Annotated in this window: 18 protein-coding genes, 1 tRNA gene and 1 riboswitch; of the genes, 6 read left to right on the top strand and 13 right to left on the bottom strand. The window is 60.5% G+C overall.

The features are described from left to right. Positions 1 to 42: 42 nt before the first annotated feature. The 7 genes from ACGYLD_RS06855 to ACGYLD_RS06825 all read right to left on the bottom strand — a co-directional run bounded on the left by ACGYLD_RS06855 (position 43) and on the right by ACGYLD_RS06825 (position 4527). A complete protein-coding gene (locus ACGYLD_RS06855; protein ID WP_394401786.1) occupies positions 43 to 222 on the bottom strand; it encodes a helix-turn-helix transcriptional regulator in 180 nt (59 codons plus the stop codon). A gap of 71 nt (positions 223 to 293) precedes the next feature. Beyond that, complete coding sequence (locus ACGYLD_RS06850; protein ID WP_394401783.1) at positions 294 to 989, bottom strand: hypothetical protein; 696 nt, start codon at positions 987 to 989, stop codon at positions 294 to 296. Further along, a complete protein-coding gene (locus ACGYLD_RS06845; RefSeq protein ID WP_394401780.1) occupies positions 982 to 1161 on the bottom strand; it encodes a helix-turn-helix transcriptional regulator in 180 nt (59 codons plus the stop codon). The genes ACGYLD_RS06850 and ACGYLD_RS06845 overlap by 8 nt, the downstream gene beginning before the upstream one ends. A gap of 73 nt (positions 1162 to 1234) precedes the next feature. Continuing rightward, positions 1235 to 2422, bottom strand: a complete 1188-nt coding sequence (locus ACGYLD_RS06840) for a tyrosine-type recombinase/integrase (RefSeq protein WP_394401777.1) — start codon at positions 2420 to 2422, stop codon at positions 1235 to 1237. 255 nt (positions 2423 to 2677) lie between these two features. Continuing rightward, a complete protein-coding gene (locus ACGYLD_RS06835) occupies positions 2678 to 3073 on the bottom strand; it encodes a PleD family two-component system response regulator (protein WP_271692770.1) in 396 nt (131 codons plus the stop codon). A 74-nt stretch (positions 3074 to 3147) separates the two neighbouring features. Continuing rightward, positions 3148 to 3327, bottom strand: a complete 180-nt coding sequence (locus tag ACGYLD_RS06830) for a hypothetical protein (protein ID WP_168613435.1) — start codon at positions 3325 to 3327, stop codon at positions 3148 to 3150. 117 nt (positions 3328 to 3444) lie between these two features. Continuing rightward, positions 3445 to 4527, bottom strand: a complete 1083-nt coding sequence (locus tag ACGYLD_RS06825) for an NAD(P)/FAD-dependent oxidoreductase (protein WP_271692768.1) — start codon at positions 4525 to 4527, stop codon at positions 3445 to 3447. Positions 4528 to 4776: 249 nt separating this feature from the next. On the opposite strand from ACGYLD_RS06825, the gene ACGYLD_RS06820 reads away from it, so the two are divergent. From ACGYLD_RS06820 to ACGYLD_RS06805, 4 genes are read left to right on the top strand one after another with little or no spacing between them, the layout of a single operon-like run. Next, positions 4777 to 5868 carry an ABC transporter ATP-binding protein gene (locus ACGYLD_RS06820; protein ID WP_271692766.1) on the top strand — a complete coding sequence of 364 codons (1092 nt, stop codon included), beginning with the start codon at positions 4777 to 4779 and terminating at the stop codon, positions 5866 to 5868. Positions 5869 to 5927: 59 nt separating this feature from the next. Next, complete coding sequence (locus ACGYLD_RS06815) at positions 5928 to 6971, top strand: ABC transporter substrate-binding protein (RefSeq protein WP_067265759.1); 1044 nt, start codon at positions 5928 to 5930, stop codon at positions 6969 to 6971. Positions 6972 to 7031: 60 nt separating this feature from the next. Next, on the top strand, positions 7032 to 8261 hold the full coding sequence (locus ACGYLD_RS06810) for an ABC transporter permease (RefSeq protein WP_271692765.1): 1230 nt from the start codon (positions 7032 to 7034) through the stop codon (positions 8259 to 8261). 4 nt (positions 8262 to 8265) lie between these two features. Next, positions 8266 to 9114, top strand: coding sequence for an ABC transporter permease (locus tag ACGYLD_RS06805; RefSeq protein ID WP_120349888.1), 849 nt, complete (start codon positions 8266 to 8268; stop codon positions 9112 to 9114). A 62-nt stretch (positions 9115 to 9176) separates the two neighbouring features. Here ACGYLD_RS06805 and ACGYLD_RS06800 read toward each other — a convergent pair. Further along, positions 9177 to 9252 (bottom strand) — tRNA-Lys (locus ACGYLD_RS06800). Positions 9253 to 9356: 104 nt separating this feature from the next. Between ACGYLD_RS06800 and dapF the strand changes: the two genes are divergently transcribed. Together dapF and mtaB are read left to right on the top strand one after the other, a co-directional pair. After that, entirely contained in the window at positions 9357 to 10190 is an 834-nt protein-coding gene (dapF, locus tag ACGYLD_RS06795) for a diaminopimelate epimerase (protein WP_271693771.1), read from the top strand. Beyond that, a complete protein-coding gene (mtaB, locus tag ACGYLD_RS06790) occupies positions 10187 to 11440 on the top strand; it encodes a tRNA (N(6)-L-threonylcarbamoyladenosine(37)-C(2))-methylthiotransferase MtaB (RefSeq protein WP_394401771.1) in 1254 nt (417 codons plus the stop codon). Before dapF ends, mtaB begins: the two co-directional genes overlap by 4 nt. Positions 11441 to 11713: 273 nt before the next feature. On the opposite strand, the gene ACGYLD_RS06785 is transcribed toward mtaB, so the two are convergent. The 5 genes from ACGYLD_RS06785 to ACGYLD_RS06765 all read right to left on the bottom strand — a co-directional run bounded on the left by ACGYLD_RS06785 (position 11714) and on the right by ACGYLD_RS06765 (position 16513). Beyond that, the gene (locus tag ACGYLD_RS06785; RefSeq protein ID WP_271688724.1) at positions 11714 to 13108 is read right to left on the bottom strand and encodes a cytochrome c1; all 1395 of its coding nucleotides are present in this window, start codon (positions 13106 to 13108) and stop codon (positions 11714 to 11716) included. Positions 13109 to 13119: 11 nt separating this feature from the next. Then, complete coding sequence (gene petB / locus ACGYLD_RS06780) at positions 13120 to 14463, bottom strand: cytochrome b (protein ID WP_067265773.1); 1344 nt, start codon at positions 14461 to 14463, stop codon at positions 13120 to 13122. Positions 14464 to 14478: 15 nt separating this feature from the next. After that, a complete protein-coding gene (gene petA, locus ACGYLD_RS06775) occupies positions 14479 to 15039 on the bottom strand; it encodes a ubiquinol-cytochrome c reductase iron-sulfur subunit (protein ID WP_271688723.1) in 561 nt (186 codons plus the stop codon). 190 nt (positions 15040 to 15229) lie between these two features. Further along, a complete protein-coding gene (locus ACGYLD_RS06770) occupies positions 15230 to 15838 on the bottom strand; it encodes a glutathione S-transferase (RefSeq protein WP_271688722.1) in 609 nt (202 codons plus the stop codon). A gap of 60 nt (positions 15839 to 15898) precedes the next feature. Continuing rightward, positions 15899 to 16513: an FMN-binding negative transcriptional regulator gene (locus tag ACGYLD_RS06765; RefSeq protein ID WP_394401768.1), complete on the bottom strand. Its 615-nt coding sequence runs from the start codon at positions 16511 to 16513 to the stop codon at positions 15899 to 15901. A gap of 58 nt (positions 16514 to 16571) precedes the next feature. Further along, positions 16572 to 16712: riboswitch (FMN riboswitch) on the top strand. Positions 16713 to 16758 lie beyond the last annotated feature (46 nt).

Here is a 16758-nt window from a genome sequence, read left to right as displayed (position 1 = left end):
AAATTTCGCCCCGGCTCGTCCTCGTACGGCTGGGGTTTTCTTTTAGGCGGCGTGCTGTTGGGCAGAGGCGATTGCGTCATCTACTGCGCTTTCAACCCAGTACAGGCGGCTGCCAATTTTGATCGGTGCGGGGATGCGTTTCTCATCGACGTCGCGATAGAGTGAGGACCGCGAGCGGCCACCCATCTTTTCGGAGAGTTGGTTCAGATTGAGATATTTCATGCTTCGCTCCATGATTACACATGGGCTAAGATGGCATACCGTCCCCTCAGGTATCAGGGTGGAGGCCGCAACTACGCACCCCCTGACTTCCTGTAAGCGTCCGCGTGATCTAAGTATTCAGCATTAAGAAGCGAAGGAATGTGCATCGTTTCAGGCGAAGCGAATTCCGGCGGAACACGCCAAGGGTTCCATGAGGTCTGTGGATCAAGATGGTCTGCGAGGAAACCCTGAATGCAGGCTGACATGGCTAAAAAATCGTTGAACCTTTCCGAACTTTCAAACATTCCGAGATACAAGTCAGGATACGCTATCATTGCCGCCCAGAAGTGGGAAACATTACCAAAATCCTTAAACGCTTCTCGGACTGATCGTTTTGATAGCGGAAGGCCATACTTGAACTCAGCGTCAGTGTCTCCAGCGAACTTTTCAATTAAGTGCATAGCTCGCGTCAAACTGACACGACGTTGATTCGCAAAGAGTTCCGTCATGGCCAAAGCAATATGACCAGATAGTTCAGCTTGCTTTTGTTTGTTGCGCGCGCTGTTTATGATCAATCTCGCGACAGCCGAGTGGTCCGTGAAATCGCCACTCTCTACACCAATCGCATCTTTACTGATTACGTGGGCAAAGTGGTGGGCGCTCCGGATATCTGATGGGAAGTTCATATATCCCAGCAAGATGAACTCCTGGCTGATGCTTCCCTGAAGAGAATAATTGCCAACGGGGAGATACCTCACCTCGCTTTTGCTTTCAGACTTGTTAGTCATGGCACCGCCCCTCGATCCAGCTATCCACAGCGCTTTGCCGCCAGCCGATGGCGCGAACGCCCAACTTGGTAGCCTTCGGGAAGTCGTCCCGATCCATCATCCGGTAAATCGTGGACCTGCTGAGACCTGTCACCTCCTGTACGTCCCGGCAGCGTAGAATTTTATCAGTCATCGTTATCTCTTTGTTAAATGAATGATGCCATTCATACCGGCACTTGGTTTCTACAAGATTTAAGATACGGGAATCAGGCAATTTTAATCACCTTGCTGGCGTTCTTGCCGGTAACTTGGTCCGCCCAGCGCGACATTAGCGGACGGCGGCGCTCCAGCAGGTCAGTACGGCGGTAGGACCGCTTGACCTTGTTGCCATCGACATGCGCCAATGACGTTTCAACAACCACTTCGGGTACGTCGGTGGTTTCTTCGCACCAAGTCTTGAAGCTTGATCGGAACCCATGCGGACGAGCCTCCAACCCCTGCCGCTCCATATGGCGGCTCATCGCTGCATCCGAAATTACTCCTTTCCGAGCACCGGGGAACAGGTATCCATCCCGCGCCAGCGGCTTCGCCAGTTCTATTACGGCGAGAGCCTCTTTCGATAGCGGCACTCGAAAATCGGTTACAGCACCCACCTGCCCTTTCATGTTATCTTCGGGTACGGTCCATACGTCGCCTTCAATTTGATCCAAATGACAAAAGCGAACTCCATATGACCGAACCGTTGTTAGGATCAGCAAGCGCAATGCAAGATGGGTGGGCGTCTGCTCAGCAAGGCTTTTGTAGAAGGCTGGCACCTCTGGCCAAGGCATGTAGGGAATGTTCTTCGCCTTGTGACGCGACTTCCCCAGCAGCGCTTTCGCCTTCATGATTGCCTGAAGATCCACATTGAGGCCCATCGCCGCCGCATGTTCTAGCGTGATGTTCAAGCGGTTCATTGCTTTGCGGGCTGTGTCCGCCTTCTCATGCCAGATGGGTTCTAGTGCGTTCTTGATATCCTGCTGGTCGATTTCCTCGACGGGAACCTTACCGATTTTAGGGAGCACATGCAGCTCAAGCGGTGAAAACCAGCGACCAGCCTTGCCGTCACCCTTCAGCTGCGACTTACGAGCTTCGAACGCCTCTTGAGCAACAGAGGCCAGCGTGTGATCTTGCCTCTCTGCCAAGCGCCGCTGCCGGTCACGCTCTTTAATCGGGTCTTTGCCCTCTCGGACCACCGCCCGCCACTTCTCTGCCGCCGCTCTCGCTTCTTTCAAGGAAACAGCCTGAAGGTTGCCGATACCCATCTCACGCCGTCGCCCATGAACAGTAACACGCAGCACCCACTGAGCGCCGCCATCTTCGCGCTTTACCAGCCAAAGCCCTCCCCCGTCTGAGTACTTGCCGGGAGAGGCGGTTCTGACCTTAGCCGAAGAAAGCTTGTTCAATGCCGCCAAATTCCTATCCCCCTCTCAATCCACCCCTATATGTAGCATAGCATGGGACCGGATGAAACAGGATGATACAACCAAACACAGTAAAAACAGCGGTTTGGAGATTTAGTGAAACGGGCTGACACTAGATGATACGTTAGTTCAATGCCTCTCCTGGGCACCATATTCCCCGACAGATGATTGACTAAAGATCAGGCCTTAAACGGCCCCGACGCACCATCCCTTCGGGGCGCTGCGACCCGCCGGTCACGCACGGCCCTATTGGGCGCGGACACCCGCGTTTTGCAGGCAAAGCTGTAGCCGCGTAGCAAGCTCGGCCAGGCTGAAAGGCTTTTTCAAACAATCGCTTGCCCCCGCCGCCAAAGCGCGGCGCAGCAGATCGGCGTCTTTCCGGGTCGAGATCATGACGACCGGTATGCCCCGATAGAACGGCAAGCCCCTGACATGGCTACAGAACTCAAGCCCATCCATCGCGGGCATCATGAAATCTGTGATGATCACATCCGTCGCGATCCGCTTCTGCGTCAGCGCGACCAGAGCTTGGGCGGGGCAGCCATAATCTGCCACGCAGGAAAACCCGACCTCGGCGAGGGACGCTTGGATGAACTGTCGCGCGATTTCAGAATCGTCGATAACGATTGCATTCCAGTTCATTACGCCCCGCCTTACACTTTAATCACGCCCCAAGGGTCACCCTAGTGGTGAGAGACTTAATATGACGTGAATGCTTAAATGCGTTTGCCGACGAACATCGCCGAGTCGGAACGCACGCAGGCGATCTCACCCCTTTGCCAGATAAGCTCCCCCTGCGCGGTCGCGTATTTGCCCATGCTGACGCAGGCGGTGATCGGGGTGATTTCGGTAACGGCTTGTGCGGCGTCGAAACTGTTGCTGAACTGAATGGACATGGCTTGTGCTCCTGAGTTGACTTGCCTCAACCTTCACACATCTCGCCGCGCAATGCCTGCTGACGTCGGGATAAGCGCCCTATTCTAAGGTATAGAGCGCCCCACCCCCGGCTGCGGTTAATGCCTGTTCAGCAGCTTTTGGTACTTCGATACAAAGAGATGCGCACCCTTCATCTTTTGCGTCACCCAATCGCCCGCGGTGAAGAGCATCAAAAAGCTATTGCCGCGCACCGGCCCCAAAGGCAGCAGAATCGGTGCCTCCGCGCCCCAAGGGCGATAGGTTTTCATATCCGCCAGCTTGCGGCCCGTGATCAGCCCGGTGAGGGTCTTTCTCAGCCAAGGCAACTGCCGGCTGACCGCGACGATGGTCATATTGTCCCCGGGGTCTGCCACATCCCCCGCGGCAAAGACATTGGGCAAGGTCGAGGGGCGCAGATAGCCGTCGGTCTTGATCCGCTCCGCGGCGGTGACCTCGGCCCCCGGCAGGTTCTTCAACAATTCAGAGGCGGCGCGCGCGCCCAAAACGGGGAAGATCAGATCGAAACTCCGCGCCGCCCCGCCATCGAGGGTGAGGCTGCCCGCATGCGGCTCTGTCATGGAGGCGAGCCCTTCGGCCTTCTTGCCGAGGATCAGTTCCACCCCGGCGCGTTTCAGCTTCCTGCCCAGCGACGCGCCGAGGCTGTCGGGCTTTCCTGCGAAAAGCTTGTCGTCTTTCGTGATCAGGGTGATCTTCTTGTCGGGCATGGCATGGGCGATCTCACCGGCAAGTTCGACCCCGACAGCACCCGCACCGATGATGCCCACCGTCTTGGCCGCGAGCAATTTCTCACGCGTCTCTTGGTTCGCGGCCCGCAGCCCGTCGATATCTGCGCCCTTGGGCTTGAACGGCGTCGCATAGTCCGAGCCGGTGGCGACGACGATGTAATCCGCCTCGACCCGCGTGCCGTCCTCCAGCGTGACACCCTCGCCATCGACACCAGTCGCCCGCGCCGCAACAACGCGGCCCCGTTTCAGCAACCGGTCATATGGGATCAGCGATTCCTCAACCAAACTGGGCTGCACCACGGCGCGGATCATCGCGGAGGCATGTACGAAATGGCTGCGCGGCTCGATCAAGGTCACCTCGGCGATCTGGTCCATCGCCTTGGCCAGTTCGGCCCCCAGATAGCCGCCCCCTACGATTGCGATACGCTTGCCCATCGGTGCCTCTCCTTTTGATCGGTTTCGCCTGCCGGACAGTCTGCCCGCGTGGTCAGCTTTCTACATAGGTGCTCTATCACCGATTTCTCGCCGAACGTGGCGAAAGCCGCCGATCTTGCCATCACCGGGGGCTAAATGCCCATGCGATAAGCGCCGGGAAGGGCGCGATTCTCTTAAATGGTGCAACATATTGTTTAGAATCATCGCACCTGTTTAACTCCCCCCAGCGACAGGGAGAGCCGCGACACAATGAAAGACACCAAAGCAGAGACTTTTCTGCGTTTCGATAACGTCAAGAAGAGCTACGATCAGGAAAATCTCGTCGTCAAAGGCTTCGACATGGATGTGCAGGAGGGGGAGTTCATCACCCTTCTTGGCCCCTCGGGCTCGGGCAAGACCACCGTATTGATGATGCTGGCGGGGTTTGAGAGCGTCACCTCAGGCGATATCGCGATCAATGGCCGGTCGATCAACAAGACCGCGCCGAACAAGCGCAACATCGGCATGGTGTTCCAGAACTACGCGCTGTTCCCGCATATGACCGTGGCCGAAAACCTCGCCTATCCGCTGAGCGTGCGGAAAATGCCCAAGGCGGATATCAAAGAGCGTGTGGCCGAGTATCTGTCGCTGGTCGAGCTTTCGGCCTTTGGCGACCGTCGCCCCGGGCAACTTTCGGGCGGGCAACGGCAGCGCGTGGCGCTGGCCCGCGCGATGATCTTCCAGCCGACGCTCATCCTGATGGACGAACCTCTGGGCGCGCTCGACAAGAACCTGCGCGAGCAGATGCAATTCGAGATCACTCGCCTGCACAAGCAGATCGGCTTTACCGTCATCTACGTGACCCACGACCAGACCGAAGCGCTGTCGATGTCCGACCGGATCGCCGTCTTCAACGACGGTGTGGTGCAGCAATGCGCCCCGCCCGCGGAATTGTACGAGCGCCCGGTGAATGCCTTCGTGGCCGAGTTCATCGGCGAGAACAACTTCGTGCAGGGCCGCGTCACCCGGATCGAGGGCGATGTCGCCAAGGTCGAGACCGATACCGGCACGATCACCACGCAAACTTCCGAAGGGCTGACCGAAGGCGCGCAATGCCGCGTCTCGATCCGTCCCGAGAAACTGTTCATTCACCCCACAACCCATGCCCATGACAACGCGCTGACGGCGACTTTCGTCACGCGCATCTATGTGGGCGATTTCATCCGCTATTATTTCCGCCTGCCGGACGGCACCGACATTATCGTCAAAGTGCTCAACGACCTGTCCGCGCCCGAGTTCGAAGAGGGCGCGACGGCGCAGCTGTTGTCCCTGACGAAAGACTGCATCGCCTTTGCCAATTAAGGGCGACCGGGGGCAAACCGGGGCCCCGCATAAAACCTGGACATGACAAGGAGAGACCGATGAAGAAGCATCTGAGTTATCTGGCCACCGCGGCGCTGATCGCCAGCCCCGCCTTGGCCGAGGATCTGACGGTGACGTCCTTTGGCGGGGCCTATGGCGCCGCACAGATGGAACATATGATCCAACCCTATATGGATAAATCCGGCACCAACATCCTGTTCGAAGACTACGGCGGCGGCGTGGCCGAGATGAAGGCGCAGGTCGAGGCGGGCAACATCCTGTGGGATGTCGTCGACATCGAAGTGATCGACCTCGAACGCGCCTGTGCCGAGGGCTATCTGGAAGTGATCGACCAATCGGTTCTGCCCGATGGCGACGATGGCACCCCGGCGGCGGATGACTTCATCGATGACGCGCTGGCCAATGAATGCGGCGTGGGCAATATCGTCTGGTCCGTCGTCTTCGCCGTGAACACCGAGAACGGCGAAGGCCCCAAAACCATCGAAGACTTCTTTGACACCGAGGCGTTCCCCGGCAAACGCGGTTTGCGCAAGCGGCCTCAGGTCAACATGGAATGGGCGTTGCTGGCCGATGGCGTCGCCCCGGAAGAGGTCTATGAGGTGTTGGCCACCGAAGAGGGGCAGAAACGCGCCTTTGCCAAGCTCGACACCATCAAGGACGACATCACTTGGTACGACAGCTGGTCGCAGGCCCCCGTGCTGCTGAACGACGGCGGGGCGACCATGGTGCAATCCGCCAATGGCCGCATCTTCGCCGCGATCAAGGACGATGGCGCGCCCTTCGAGATCGTCTGGGACAGCCACATCTATGACCTCGACGTTTGGGCCATCATGAAAGGCACAGAGAAGAAAGAAGAGGCGATGGAGTTCATCAAATTCGCCACTGGCACCGTGCCGCTCTCGGGCATGCAGGACGTGGCCTATGGCCCGACCCGCGCCTCTGCCCAAGCGCTGCTGCCCGAGGACGTGAAACAAGACCTGCCCACCGCGCATCTTGACGAAGGTGTCAAAGCCGATGGCATCTTCTGGGCCGACTATGGCGAGACGTTGGGCGAGAAGTTCAACGAATGGCTGCTGCAATAAGCCCCCCGCCCCGCGCCTGACCGGGCGCGGGGCACCCAACCCCTATAGATGAGTAACCGCGTGTCCAGTCTCACTTCCCAAGACGCCGCCAACGCCCGTCGCCAAATGCGCAGACGCCGCCTGCAGGCGTTTCTTTTCGTGGTGCCGCTGCTGCTCTTCATCCTTTTCGCCTTTGTCGCACCGATCACCACGATGCTGTTCCGCAGCGTCTACAACCCCACCGTGGCCGAACTGGTGCCCGAAACGCTGGAGATGCTCGAAGACTGGGAGGGCGAAAGCCTGCCCGACACGGCGGTCATCACCCAGATGGCCATCGACATGAAGCGCATGGCAAACAACCGCACCTCCGGCAGGTTCGCCGATGAGATCAACCGCGCCCTGCCGGGCATGTCGAGCGTCATCAAATCCACCGCCCGGGGCCTGCGCCGCGCCGAGGACGCCGAGCTTGCCGCCAATGGCGCCGAGATGCTGCTGGAAAAGAACGACCGTTGGGCCAAGCCCGCCACTTGGCGCGCGATCCGCAGCGCCGGGCAAGTCTATACGTCGAGCTACTACCTCACCGCTGTCGATATGGAATACGACTCCGAAGGGGACATCGTCCAACGCGACACACAGATCTACAAACAGCTCTACACCAAGACGCTGAAGATGGCGCTGATCATCACCGGGCTGACGATGCTGCTGGGCTATCCGCTGGCTTTCTACATGTCGCAGGCCAGCCCCGCGACGGCGAACTTCCTGATGGTCTTTGTCCTGCTGCCCTTTTGGACCTCGCTGCTGGTGCGCACCACCGCCTGGATCGCGCTGCTGCAGGCCGGGGGCGTGGTGAACTCCTCCCTCATCTGGGCGGGGCTGATCGATGAGCCGATCGAGCTGCTCTACAACGAATTCTCCACCATCCTCGCCATGACCCACATCCTGCTGCCCTTCATGGTGCTGCCGCTCTACGCGGTGATGCGCGGGATCGATTCGAGCTTCATGCGCGCGGCGATCTCGATGGGGTCGAACCCCATCGGCGCGTGGTACAAGATCTACCTACCGATGAGCCTGCCGGGCCTTTCTGCGGGGGCGCTCTTGGTCTTCATCATCTCGGTGGGCTACTACATCACCCCCGCGCTGGTTGGCGGCACCGATGGGCAGATGATCTCCAACATCATCGCCTTCCACATGCAGGTGTCCAACAACTGGGAGCTGGCGGCGGCCTTGGGTTCGCTCCTGCTAATCCTGATCCTCGTTCTCTACTGGCTGTTCGACCGTTTCGTCGGCACCGACAACCTCAAGCTAGGATGACGTCATGAGCCCATTGCCCGACTATTACACGATCTGGCACAAGGCAGGGCATTACGGCCTGCGCGTCATGGCCGCGCTGGTGCTCATCTTCCTGATGCTGCCGATCCTCGTGATCATGCCGTTGTCGTTCAACGCCGAGCCGTTCTTTACCTTCACGCAAGGCATGCTGTCGCTCGACCCCGACGCCTATTCGACGCGCTGGTATCAAGAGATCGTGGACGACCAGAAATGGCGAATCGCGATCCGCAACTCCTTTCTCGTGGGCATCGCGGCGGCCAGCATCGCCACGGTGCTCGGCACGCTGGCGGCGGTGGGCCTCGCCTCGCCATGGATGCCGTTCAAACGGGTGATCACAGCGCTGCTGCTTTCGCCGATGATCGTGCCGCTGATCATCATCGCGGCGGGCATGTTCTTCTTCTACACCCAGTTCAACCTCGTAGGCACATTCACTGGCCTCATCATCGCCCATGCCGCACTTGGCGTGCCCTTCGTGATCATCACCGTCACCGCCACACTCAGCGGCTTTGACCGCTCTCTCTTCGTTGCGGGGCTGAGCCTCGGTGCCTCTCCGATCAAGGTGTTCTGGGACGTGGTGATTCCGCTCATCCGCCCCGGCGTGATCTCGGGCGGGCTTTTTGCCTTCGTGACCTCCTTCGACGAGGTGGTGCTGGTGCTCTTCCTTGCAGGGCCAGAGCAGCGCACGATTCCACGGCAGATGTTCTCGGGCCTGCGCGAGCAGATCAACCCGACGATTCTGGCGGTGGCGACGCTGCTGGTGGTGCTCTCGGCGACGATGCTTTTTGTGCTGGAAGCCCTGCGCCGACGCTCGGCCCGGCTGCGCGGTCAGGAATAGGCGAAACCGCCTGGGGGGCGGCACCAAACACCTGATCCATAACCATTTAAGGAGGGGGTGAGTGGTGAGCCGTGATGGGTTCGAACCATCGACCTACTGATTAAAAGTCAGTTGCTCTACCAACTGAGCTAACGGCCCACTAGGCGGGTAACTAGAAATTACGGGCGGCAGGGTCAAGCCCTTAATTACGAAAATCTTGCGAGATGCTGGATTAGTTTTCATGCCGGGGTTATATGCGCCGAATGTACAGCGATCAGACCCCCGGATTGCCCTTCATGAAGATGCATGGGCTTGGCAATGATTTCGTCGTGTTCGATGCACGCGCGGAAGGAATCGAAGTGACCCCGGCGATGGCACAGGCCATCGGGCACCGGCAATTTGGCGTGGGATTCGATCAGCTTGCGGTGATCACGCGCGGGACGGGCGACGCGCATTTGACCTTTTACAACAGCGACGGCTCCCTTTCTGCCGCCTGCGGCAACGCCACCCGCTGCATCGCGCGCTATCTGATGGACGACACAGGCCGCGATTCGCTGCATCTGACTACAGCACGCGGCGATCTGGCAGCGAAAGACGCCGGGGGTGGCCTGACCTCCGTCAACATGAGCCACCCGCAGCTAAAGTGGGACGAGGTGCCGCTGGCGCGCGAGATGGACACGCTGCACCTGCCGATCGACGGCGATCCGACAGCGACCGGCATGGGCAACCCGCATTGCACCTTCTTCGTCGCGGATGCCGAGGCCGTGAACCTCTCCGACCTCGGCCCCCGCGCCGAGCATGACCCGCTCTACCCTGAGCGCACCAACGTGCAGGTCGCGCAGATCGTCGGGCCGGACCATATCCGCATGCGCGTCTGGGAGCGTGGCGTCGGCGTAACGCTGGCCTCGGGTTCCTCCTCCTGCGCCACCGCCGTAGCCGCCGCGCGCCGGGGCCTCACGGGCCGCGCCGTGCGCATCGACCTCGACGGGGGCACGCTGCATATCGACTGGCGCGAGGATGGCGTCTGGATGACCGGGCCGACGATGCATGTCTTTTCCGGCACCCTCACCCCCGCATTTCTGGAGAGTCTGACATGAGCGCCCCGATTTTCAGCACCATGGGCTGCCGCCTCAACGCCTATGAGACCGAGGCGATGAAAGAACTCGCCGAACAGGCGGGCCTTGAGAACGCCGTGGTGGTCAATACCTGCGCGGTCACGGCCGAGGCGGTCCGCAAGGCCCGTCAGGACATCCGCAAGCTGCGCAAGGCACATCCCGGGGCGCGGCTGATCGTGACCGGCTGCGCGGCCCAGACCGAGCCCGAGACCTTTAACGCCATGCCTGAGGTCGATGCCGTGATCGGCAACACCGAGAAGATGCAGGGTGCGACATGGCAGGGCATGGCCGCCGATTTCATCGGCGAGACTGAGACCGTACAGGTCGACGACATCATGTCGGTGACCGAAACCGCGGGCCATCTGATCGACGGGTTCGGCACCCGCAGCCGCGCCTATGTGCAGGTCCAGAACGGCTGCGATCACCGCTGTACCTTCTGCATCATTCCTTACGGCCGTGGCAATTCGCGCTCGGTGCCCGCGGGCGTGGTGGTGGACCAGATCAAGCGGCTGGTAGACAAGGGCTTTAACGAGGTTGTGCTGACCGGGGTCGATCTGACCTCTTGGGGCGCCGATTTGCCGGCGACGCCGAAGCTCGGCGACTTGGTGATGCGCATCCTGAAGCTGGTACCCGACCTGCCGCGTCTGCGGATTTCCTCGATCGATTCGATCGAGGTGGACGAGAACCTGATGCAGGCCATCGCCACCGAGCCGCGTTTGATGCCGCATCTGCACCTGTCGCTGCAGCATGGCGACGACATGATCCTCAAGCGCATGAAGCGCAGGCACCTGCGCGACGATGCGATCCGCTTTGCCCAAGAGGCCCGCGCGTTGCGCCCCGACATGACCTTCGGTGCGGACATCATCGCTGGCTTCCCGACCGAGACCGAGGCGATGTTCGAGAACTCGCTGAAACTGGTCGAGGAATGCGACCTGACATGGCTGCATGTCTTCCCCTACTCCGCCCGTCCCGGCACCCCTGCGGCGCGGATGCCCGCGGTGAATGGTGCGGCGATCAAGGAGCGTGCCGCACGGTTGCGGGCGGCTGGCGAGCGGCAGGTGCAACGGCATCTGGAGGCGCAGGTCGGGCGCACACATGACGTGTTGATGGAGAACCCCCACATGGGCCGCACGGCGCAGTTCACCGAGGTGAGCTTTGCCTCGCCGCAGGTTGAGGGGGAGATCGTGCAGGCCGAGATCACCGGGATTTCAGGCAATCAGCTGACCGCCTGAAAACGGCTGCTCTGCAGCGCGGAGGGCATTGCCCTCCCTGGGGGGCGATGGAACGAGACTGCGGTCGGAATGGCTGCCGTACTCGAAACGACTCCGCATCATGAAACCTCGCCAAATCGCCCTCCGGGGGGGGGGGGAGGGCGATGCCCGCTGTGCCACCGGGCGGAACCTGTTGAGAGGTTCTAGGTCCAATGGCCGCCATCATAACGCATGGCCACAAAAAAGGGCGCCGGTTTCCCGGCGCCCTTCTCATTTCCAAAAGCCGTGGCCCGATCAGCCGTCCTTGCGACGGTTCTTGACCGGTGCCCAGAGCTTTTTGTTGGTCAGGTACAGCAGCACCGACAGCAGACCCAGCAGCACGACCCCGGCAAAGCCAGCCTGCTTGCGCGCGCCCAGCTTGGGCTCGGCGGTCCACATCAGGAAGGCAGAGACATCTTCGGCCATGTGCTGCACGTCGTTGGCATGCTCATCCGCGAACTCGACCAGCTCATCCGACAACGGGGGCGCCATGGCGATCCAGCCGCCCGGGAAGACAGTGTTCTCATAAAGAACCGTGCCCGCTTGCTCTTTCTCTTCGCCTGTGTAGCCGGCCAGAAGTGCGGTGATATACTCCGGCCCGCCGATCCCTTTGAGGAACTGGTTGATGCCCAAACCGTAGGGGCCGTGGAACGCGGCGCGTTTCTTGGCCATCAGCGAGAGGTCAGGTGCGTTCGGCAGGTTGGAGCCGGGGAAGTGGTCAACCGGGGTGCCGGGGCGGGTGTCGTCCAGCTCGGCGTCATAGACGTCATAGCCTTTGGCGTATTCGATCACCTGCTCTTCGGGCATGTTCGGACCGGTTTCGTCCGACAATGTCCGCATCGCGACATACTCCAGACCGTGGCAGGCCGCGCAAACCTCGGTGTAGATCTGCAGACCGCGCTGGAGCTGGTTTACGTCGTAACCGCCGAACGGACCATCGAAAGAGAAATCGATGTTGTCGATATGCGGTGTGGCGTGGGAATCGTCACCCTGATCGTCGTCACCGGCGTGATCTTCAGCGGCAGTTTCCTCGCCGTGGTCTTCCGCTTCCATGACACCCACGTTGGGGTCATCACTATGCGCCTGACCGGCAACATCGTCTTCGGCGATCACTTCGTTTTCAGCGTTTTCCTCGGCTGTCGATTGCGCTTCGTCCGTGGCTTCGACTTCCTCGGCAGGCGCTTCTTCGGCGTCTTCGGCAGAAACCTCTTCGGGCGCTTCCTCGGTGGCAGCATCCTCAGTGGCGGTTTCTTCGGCCGGGGCCTCTTCCGCTACTGGTGCTTCCTCGGCAGGCGCCGTTTCAGCCGGAGCTTCTTCGGTTGTCGCCTCTTCAGTTGGTGCGTCATCAACCGGAGCCTCGGCAGCAGGTGCCTCTTCGGTTGCGGTGTCCTCAGCAGGGGCTGCCTCAACCGCGGGTTCGTCAGCCGGGGCCGCGTCGACCTCGGGTTCGGCTGCGGGCGCGTCAGTTTCAGCAGGTGCCTCTTCCGCCGCTGGCGCTTCAGCAGGCGCGGTTTCGGCTTCGGCCTCCGGCGTTTCCGCCGGAGTTGTTAGCAGTTCTTCTTCTGTCGCTGTGTCCTGCGCCAGCACCGCCGTCCCCGGCAGGGCAAGGCCCAGAGTTACCACGGCAGAAAGGAGGTTGGTCTTCATCATGGTCATGATCCTTATTCCGCCGGGTTCACAAGCGTCTTGGTGCCGCCTGCCTTCGGCGCGTAATGCGCGTCAAAGTCGGCTTCGATGGTTTCAGGCTGCGCCAGCGGCTTCTCGATCACGCCCAAGAGGGGCAGGATCACGAGGAAGTAGGCGAACCAATAGGCCGAAGCGATCAGTGAGAAGCTCGCATAGGGCTCTTCTGCGGGCATCGCACCCAGCCACATCAGGGCGAAGAAGTCGATCACCAGCAGAGCGAACCACCATTTGAACATCGGACGATACCGGCCCGAACGTACAGAGGATGTGTCCAGCCATGGCACCAGCGCCATCACGGCAATCGCACCGAACATCGCCAGCACGCCGAAGAACTTGGCGTCGATGATGCCACCGGTCACGAAGGACGCGATCTGCACAACCCAAACCTCAGAGGTGAAGGCCCGCAGGATCGCGTAGAAAGGCAGGAAGTACCATTCCGGCACGATGTGTGCAGGCGTCGCCAGAGCGTTGGCTTCGATGTAGTTGTCCGGGTGGCCCAGATAGTTCGGCATGAAGCCAACAACCGCGAAGAACAGCGTCAGGATCACGGCCAGCGCGAACAAGTCCTTGATCACGAAGTAGGGCCAGAACGGCAGCGTGTCTTTCTTGGCGTCTTCCTTCGAGGTGCGGCGCACTTCGACCCCGGTGGGGTTGTTATTGCCGGTCGTGTGGAAGGCCCAGATGTGGAGAACCACAAGGCCCGCAATTACGAAGGGCAGCAGATAGTGCAACGAGAAGAAGCGGTTCAGCGTCGCGTTATCAACGGCAGGTCCACCCAGCAGGAATGTCTGCAGTGTTTCACCGACGAAGGGCACCGCGCCAAAGAGGCCGGTAATCACGGTCGCGCCCCAGAAGGACATCTGACCCCAAGGCAGAACGTAGCCCATAAAGCCGGTGGCCATCATCAGCAGATAGATCAACATGCCGATGATCCATGTGATCTCACGCGGGGCTTTATAGGAGCCATAGTAGAGACCACGGAAAATATGCGCATAGACCGCGATAAAGAACAGCGACGCGCCGTTCATATGCAGATAGCGGATCATATAGCCGCCGTTCACGTTGCGCATGATGTGCTCAACCGACGAGAAGGCCAGATCGACATGCGGCGTGTAGTGCATCACCAGAACGATGCCGGTGATGATCTGCAGTGCCAGACAGAAAGTCAGCACGATGCCCCAGATCCACATCCAGTTCAGGTTCTTGGGCGTGGGGATCATCAATGTGTCGTACAACAGGCCAACGATGGGAAGGCGGCGGTGCAGCCACTTTTCGCCGTTCGAATTCGGCTCGTAATGGTCGTGAGGAATTCCAGACATCTCTCTTCCGCTCCCTTAACCCAGTTTGATCGTGGACTCGTCCACGAATTCGGCGACAGGCACCGGCAAGTTGCGCGGAGCCGGCCCTTTACGGATGCGGCCCGCGGTATCGTAGTGCGACCCGTGGCAGGGGCAGAACCAGCCGCCAAAGTCGCCAGCATCACCCAAGGGCACGCAGCCGAGGTGTGTGCAAACGCCCATCTGAACCAGCCACTCGCCGCTTTCGTCCAAGGCGCGGTTGGCATCCGTGGCGGGCACGTCGCCGCCCAGGTTGGCGTTCTGCGCGATGGGGTCAGGCAGGCTGGACACGTCAACAGCGCTTGCTTCTTCGATCTCGGCCTCGGTGCGGCGGCGAATGAACACGGGCTTGCCCAGCCATTTCACGGTCAGCTGCGTCCCGACTTCGACGCCGGACACGTCCACACGGATGGACGACAGCGCCTTTACGTCGGCAGAGGGGTTCATCTGGTTGACCAGCGGCCAGACGGCGGCACCAACGGCGACGGCACCTGTACCGGCTGTCGCGTAATACAGGAAATCCCTCCGGGTGCCTGCGTGTTCTTCTGCTTGGGACACGGGTTTACTCCAATTCTTGGCCGACTTTGGCCGACAGACATAGGGGTGGCGTCACCTTGCCACCTGACTTCTCGCCGCTATCTACCGGGATGGACCGCGCCCGTCCAGATGTCAAAGCCGCGCATCTTGGATCAACCGCGCCACAACGCGGCAAAAATACCGCGATTGTGGCAATATCATTACGGCGCGCTTACTGCGGCGGCGCGGTATGGGTCATCGCGGGGCGCGAATCAAAGGCATCGAACCATGCCGCCAGATCGGGGTTTCCGGCCCGCCAATCCCGCGCAGCATGGCGAAAATCGATATATCCCAAGGCGCAGCCAAGCGCGATTTGCCCCATGTCCAAAGGCCCGGCCAAATGTGCAGCCCATTGATTGTTAAGCGTCTTACAGGCCCGATCGACCTTGCCCCACTGGCCTTCGACCCATTCCGACATGCGTTTATCTTCGGGGCGCAGCTTGCCCTCATAGACCATGGCGAGCGCAGCATCGAGCATCCCATCCGCCGTGGCCTCCAGCGTCAAAGTGTCCCACCTGCTTGTGCCTTGGGGGTAAAGCCCCGCCCCGGCGCGGTCATCCAAATAGGCGCAGATCACCCGGCTGTCGTACAGCGTACAGCCGTCTGGCCGCTCCAGCGCGGGCACTTTGGTCAGCGGGTTGCGCGCGGCAAAGCCCTCCGCCGGGGCCAGCGGCGTGCCCGATGTCGGCTCCAGCGCGACATCGTCAAGCTGGCCGGTCTCATGCAGCAGCACCATGACCTTGCGGACATAGGGCGAGGTTGGAGAATAAAATAGTTTCACGTGAAGTCCCCCCTTGGTTGCCCGCACTATTCAACGGCGCCGCGCCAGACGCAACGGCGATCACGCCCCGCGCATCAGAGCCGCCATCACCGCCGGATCCGTGCCGAACCCATGCGCCGCCATCTGCTCCGCCGCCGCGAGACGCACGGCCTCATCCTTGTTCTGTCCCAGCTTCCATGTGCCGTCGACCCCGGTGACGCGGAACTGGCAAGGCACGATCATCCGCAGCATCTTGTCCCGCGCCTCGGGGGTCATCTTGTCCATCTTCCACGGGGTCTTCGGGGCCAGCCGCGCCTCATACACCGCCGATTGCCGCGCCAGCAGATCCGGCAGTTCCTCTGCCGGGCGCAGCACCAGCGTGCCGGTCAGATGCACGGCAACATAGTTCCATGTCGGCACCTGATCCTCGGTCCCGTACCAGTCGGGCGAGACATAGCTGTCGGCCCCCGTTACGGCCAAACGCACCGGCTGCGGGGTTTTCAGCGCCCGCGCGATGGGGTTCGAGCGCACCAAATGCAACTCGGCCAAATCCCCGGCGTCGTTCAGGATGAAGGGCACATGCGCCATCAACGGTCCCTCTGCCCCGTTGATCGCCAGAACGCCAAAACCGGTGTCACGAGCAAAGGCAAGGTTTCGGTCGCGGCCCTCTTTGCGGTAGATCGGATTGGGGTGCATGGTGCCTCCTATGCGTTTCTTTTGGTATTGCAGAGCCTTGCGCAACTTGGCAACCTGACATCATTCTCAGGGCGGGGCGAAATTCCCCACCGGCGGTAAGCGGTCCCCCGCAAGCCCGCGAGCGGCCTTTTCGAAGGTGTCAGCAGATCTGGTGCGACTCCAGAGCCGACGGTCACAGTCCGGATGAAAGAGAATGCGAACAAAGACGGGGGCGAAGCCCCGGTCGTTGCGCGTGATCGCCTTGG

It is taken from the genome of Sulfitobacter sp. 1A12056 (genome assembly GCF_043558125.1).
GTDB lineage: Bacteria > Pseudomonadota > Alphaproteobacteria > Rhodobacterales > Rhodobacteraceae > Sulfitobacter > Sulfitobacter faviae.
This window is presented reverse-complemented; position numbering and strand designations above follow the sequence as displayed.